5 protein-coding genes are annotated in these 5,222 nt (G+C 44.4%); all 5 read left to right on the top strand.

Translation table 11 applies throughout. The features are described from left to right. The first annotated feature begins 49 nt into the window (after positions 1-49). Positions 50-3,394: an RHS repeat-associated core domain-containing protein gene (locus ACO0LI_RS30515; protein ID WP_423037675.1), complete on the top strand. Its 3,345-nt coding sequence runs from the start codon at positions 50-52 to the stop codon at positions 3,392-3,394. 15 nt (positions 3,395-3,409) lie between these two features. Next, on the top strand, positions 3,410-3,919 hold the full coding sequence (locus ACO0LI_RS30510) for a hypothetical protein (RefSeq protein WP_423037673.1): 510 nt from the start codon (positions 3,410-3,412) through the stop codon (positions 3,917-3,919). Between the two features lie 216 nt (positions 3,920-4,135). Then, complete coding sequence (locus ACO0LI_RS30505) at positions 4,136-4,576, top strand: hypothetical protein (RefSeq protein WP_423037671.1); 441 nt, start codon at positions 4,136-4,138, stop codon at positions 4,574-4,576. 77 nt (positions 4,577-4,653) lie between these two features. Next, complete coding sequence (locus ACO0LI_RS30500; protein ID WP_423037669.1) at positions 4,654-4,878, top strand: hypothetical protein; 225 nt, start codon at positions 4,654-4,656, stop codon at positions 4,876-4,878. Positions 4,879-5,010: 132 nt separating this feature from the next. Further along, the coding region (locus ACO0LI_RS30495) for a hypothetical protein (protein WP_423037667.1) at positions 5,011-5,222 on the top strand (212 nt) is incomplete at its 3' end.

The raw sequence follows: 5,222 nt of genomic DNA, 5'->3' as shown, positions 1-5,222 counted from the left end.
GAATCAAGCAACGACTTATACCTATGATGCCAATGGGAATCAGGCCAGTGTGACCAATGCGGCGAATGAGACGACGAAAACTACGTTTGATCCGCAGACTTATAAGCAGTTGAGTGAGACTGATCCGCTGGGGAACACTGATAGCTGGGAATATGACGTCACTACAGGTGTCAAACTCAAATCCAGTACGGATGCTAAAGGTACGAAAACCTTCTACAGTAACTTTAATCTTGGTATTCGTGCTGATCAGGCACTGGGGCGCTACACCCACATCGGTAACGATTATGCAGGCAATGTAACGTCCCTGACACAGTCAGGACAGTTGACTACTTACCAGAATGATGCGAAGGGCAAGAAGATTAGTGAAACAGATGCAGCGGGTAAGGTCATTACTTATGCTTATGATGACAATGGTAAGGAAGTTAGTCGCAGTTGGATTGCCACCGTCATGGTCAATGGTGTGTCAACGCAAAAAACGGTCAGTATTACCAGGGTCTTAGATGGGGAAGGGCGTGCCATTAGCGAAACGGATGCATTAGGCGCGACCAGCAAAACTGAATATACGGCAGGTGGTCAAGTTAGTGCAACGACAGACCCACAAGGTCGTCGCACCAGCTACATCTACGATGATACGGGTAAGCTGGGCTCTGTCACGCATCCGGATGGTAAAACCATTACGATGGCTTACGATGCTGGCGGTAATAAGATCAGTGAAACTGACCGTCAAGGTAGAACCACGCGTTATGAATACGATGTCCTAAACCGCATCACTAAGACTTTCGCGCCGGATGGAAGCAGCGAAACCACAGTTTATGATGATGCTGGCCGTGTCGCCAGTACGATAGATGCACAGGGCAATACCACGACTAATAGCTACGATTTAGCCGGGCGTTTGACAGGTTTGGCGGATGCCAATGGCAAGCAGACGAAGTACGAGTATGACAATACAGGTAATCAAACCAAGATTATCGATGCTACCAACAAGGTGACACAATTTGAGTATGACGCGCTGAACCGTCTGGTTAAAACAACGTATCCAGACAACAGCACCAGTAATACGGTTTGGAATACCACGGGTACCAAGCAGTCAGAAACTGACCAGGCTGGTAATACGACCCTATATGGCTACGACCCGGTAGGCAGACTGAATCAAGTCACTCAGACCAATGCTGCGACTCAACAACAAACCATTTACGGTTACGACGTCAATGGGAACAAGGCCAGCCAGACCGATGCACAAGGTCACGTCACAAGCTGGACATATGATGCTAATAGCCATGTTTCCAGCAGGACTTTACCGGCAGGGCAGACAGAAAGCTTTGCCTATGACGCGGCAGGTAACCTGACACAGAAGACTGACTTTGCAGGCAAGGTAACAAGCTATGTCTATGATGTTCTAGGTGAACTGATTCAGACAAATTACCCGGATGGCAGCAGTGTCAGTACAACCTACACTGCTAATGGACTAGTCGCGAGCACAACAATATCAGGTGGTAGCAATAGTAATAGTCGTCAGAATGGACAGACGAGCTACACCTATGATGCAAATGACAGGATCACGAAACAGGTCAAACCGGATGGTAGTTATTTGACTTATGCCTATGATGCGAATGGCAATATCAGCCAGCGGAGTACAACTGCTGGGACTGTCAGGTATGGGTATGACAAGAATCAAAGGCTCATCAACGTAACGGATAGTGCGACCAACGCTACCACGACTTACACGTGGGACGATGCAGAGCGGCTGGCAACGGCAACAACACCAAATGGTGTGACAGCCAATTACAGCTATGATCCGAATGGACGCTTGCTGCAACTGTTGCACGTCAAAGGCAATAATGTTGTTGCGGGAAGTCGCTACACCCTGGCAGCTAACGGCCAGCGGACAAAAGTTGAAGAGTTCGATATACAAAGCACGCAAGCAAATCTGCTTGCAACTAACCCTGTCCGCACGACGAACTATCAATATGACGGTGTGAATCGTCTGACACAAGAACTAGTCAAGGACAGAAGTAATACGACAGTTCGCACTACTGACTATCAGTATGACAAGGTCGGTAATCGTAGCCAGAAGACTGAGACTACGGCAAACGGTACTACGACTACAACCTACACTTATGACGCCAATGACAGACTGACAAAGGAAACGAAAACCACTGGTGCTAACAATGTCGTCACGAATTACACTTGGGATGACAAGGGTAACTTGAGCACGAAGACCACAGGTGGACAAGTCACCGTTTATAGCTGGAATGCGGATAACCGTCTGGTGGAAGTGAAGCAGGGCAGCAGTCAGGCTACAGCGATTACGGTTGCGCGTTACAGTTATGATGTTAATGGTAATCGAGTGCAGAAGACTGAGCCAGGACAGAATACCAATCCGGACAAGGTCACCAATTACCTCGTGGATGAGACCTTCGAATATGCGCAGACGATGCAGGAGACAACTTCGCAAGGTGGTGCGGCAGAAAGCACCAGCTATGTGTGGGGTAATGGACTGATTCAACAGAGCAGAGCGGGACAGCTGAGTTACTACCATGCGGATGCATTAGGTAGTACCAAAGTACTGACGGACTCAATCGGGAATGTGACTGATGTTTATCAGTATGATGGGTTTGGGTCTGTGCTTGATAAGACAGGAACGACCGCGAACAACTATCGTTATACTGGCGAGTATTCCGATAACCAAATCGGACTTCAGTACAATCGTGCAAGGTGGTATGACGCCAATGCGGGCCGTTTTGTTTCTGTGGATTCAAACGAAGGCGAATTAGATGAGCCGAATACACTTCATCGTTATACTTATGCTGCGAATGATCCAGTTAATTTCAATGACCCGAGTGGCGAAACGACAAATGGGGAAACAAGTGCTACTGCTGGAAACATAGGTACTGTTAATTCAATTGGAACGCCTGCGCTTGAAACAACTATTAAGCAAGTCCTTATTGGCGACCCGAAAAAAGGTGATTTCGGGCTGATTGGGGAATTAATCCTTGACGCTTGTATGGCAGCAGTGGATGGTGCAATTGCCAACTCTAAGGGCAAGAAACACTCAAAGCAGAATAAAGGCACGTTTGCGCATACTCTGTTGGAGAAAGAAATGGATTTATTGAATAATTTTCTTGCTAAGGGTTCATATACTCATAATTTAAGAATCGAAACTGAAGTATCAAAAAAAGATGGAGGGAAAGATGCTAACTACGGAGAAAAAGGTTCCTATCGTTTGGATGTGCTGGTTATGTATAAAGGAAAACCTGCGGTTGGTTTTGATCTTAAAACTGGGAAGAATGTACAAGTCGGAATAGGGAAAAGGGGATGGCCGAAATGGAAAAGAGCTGAATATCAGAAACGTTTCAGAACAAGGGTGTTCACAGTTGGTGTAGAAATTCCATAATATTTGAGGCGAACTATGACAACATTTACGCAACTCGATAAATTAACCGAGCATTCATTCAACAATAAAATGCGTCGGCGAGGATTTGCTGTAGAGAAGAAATTTTATTTTTGGCGAAAGCGAGGGCCATTTTTTGATGTACTTTGGGGGGAGATAATTGGGGGGGGGAATTCTCTTCGAATCTTCGTTACTATTATGTGTCCTTGGATAGATGATCCTGTCACGGGTGAGTTCATTAAGTTTCCAATTGCAGAGTGCTCGATTGGTGGGACTTTGTCCGGGCGATTTCCTGAGATTATGCGCAATGGTGAAAATTTTTCTGTTTCTAGTGAAGTGGATATTACGCGAAGTCTTGAAAATATCCTCAAATTTGTTGATGAGAATGCAATCCCCTGGTTTAACAAGATAGTCTCATTAGAGGCATATCAGTTTTATCTTGAAAAAAGTGCTTATCAGCCTGATTCAAAAGATAGAGCGAAAATTAAGAAAGGCATAGTTATCGGGCTTGAACGTGAATCATTTTAATGATGAGTTTTGCTTGCTGTAATTTTAGTCTGCAGATTATTTTCGCTAAATACTTTGCTTTACCAAGGTTTTCTAAGAATTCTTGTGAGACAAATTGTTTAGGTTTTGAAGCGCAGTTATAGCTGTGACTACGGAATAGGTGGAATTTGTAAATGCTGGAATTGCGAAAAGTTTCCAGAAAGTGAACTCTCTTGGATTTTTTAAAAGGTCAATATTATGTCTGTCGATATTAACGTTATCCTTAAAAAAGAAAACAAGCCTACTCCAGAGCAATGGCAACAAGCCATTGCAATGCTTGAGTTTGATTTGCAATTGGATACTGATTTTGACGTTGAAGAATTTTCTGGTTATTTGCCATCTGTGTACAAAGGTGAAGAAACAGGATTCGAATATTTTTTTGAGAAACTGGAAGACGACTGGCTGGAGGAGGATGCAATGCAACTGGTGGGGGATCGGAACTATTTAGTCACGTTTTCTACACATAGTGATATGCGTGAGTTGATAGCATCGACTATAGCTTCATCTGTTCTTTGTTCCATCACTGATGGTTTGATTTTAAATGAAGAAGATGGTCCTCTATTTATCGGTGCAAAAGAAGCGATTGAGTATGGTAAAAAAGCAGAATCTGAGTTGACGCTGGATTTGGATGAAAACTAATGTACCTTAGTCGCATGATATGATTCTCCAATGTTTTTACAGTATTAAATTTAATCTATTTAACCGAAGTAGCAATAATGCCGAAAAAATCAAAAACTCTAAAAATTTCTGTTTCTAATGGCAAGCAGAATTTTGATGTTTCATATTTGACATTACCTCGTTATCGAGAATTACGTAATCAGCAATTGAATATATTGTCCCAGTTGGATGAAAATAATGATGCACAGACCAAGGCTTTTCTTGAGGATCTGGCTAAAATTGATGCTGAATTAAGCGAGTTGCGACAACAGAATAAATTATAGTAGTGCCCTGTTCGGCATTCGATTTATTTTTTCAGCACGTACTTTACCCATCCAGATCACTCTATGAGTGATAGACAACAGCAACACCTTCTATAACAGCAACTGCAAAAGTGTCATGCAAGGAATCTCGCCTTGCAAGGCGAGATCGTTACGCGGGCGGGTAGCGGTGCTACCCGAAACCCCCGCTCCACCATGAACATCAGCAGCGCCGGCGTGGTCAGCTGGGCCAGCCCTGTGTTGGGCAGCTTCAACGTCACCCTGCGCGCAGATAATGGCAAAGCCTATGCAGAACAACGCTACCTGCTCACAGTCAGCGACCATGCCCTGGCACTCAGTATCAGCAT

It is taken from the genome of Undibacterium sp. Tian12W (assembly GCF_049339405.1).
In the GTDB taxonomy this organism is placed as follows: domain Bacteria; phylum Pseudomonadota; class Gammaproteobacteria; order Burkholderiales; family Burkholderiaceae_D; genus Undibacterium.
Note: the sequence above shows the minus strand (reverse complement) of the source record. Positions and strands in the feature narration are given on the sequence as shown.

Excerpts from the sequence above, each read along its gene's own strand:
- ACO0LI_RS30505 (WP_423037671.1), top strand. The coding sequence starts at position 4,136 with ATGTCTGTCGATATTAACGTTATCCTTAAAAAAGAAAACAAGCCTACT.
- ACO0LI_RS30510 (WP_423037673.1), top strand. The coding sequence starts at position 3,410 with ATGACAACATTTACGCAACTCGATAAATTAACCGAGCATTCATTCAAC.
- ACO0LI_RS30500 (WP_423037669.1), top strand. The coding sequence starts at position 4,654 with ATGCCGAAAAAATCAAAAACTCTAAAAATTTCTGTTTCTAATGGCAAG.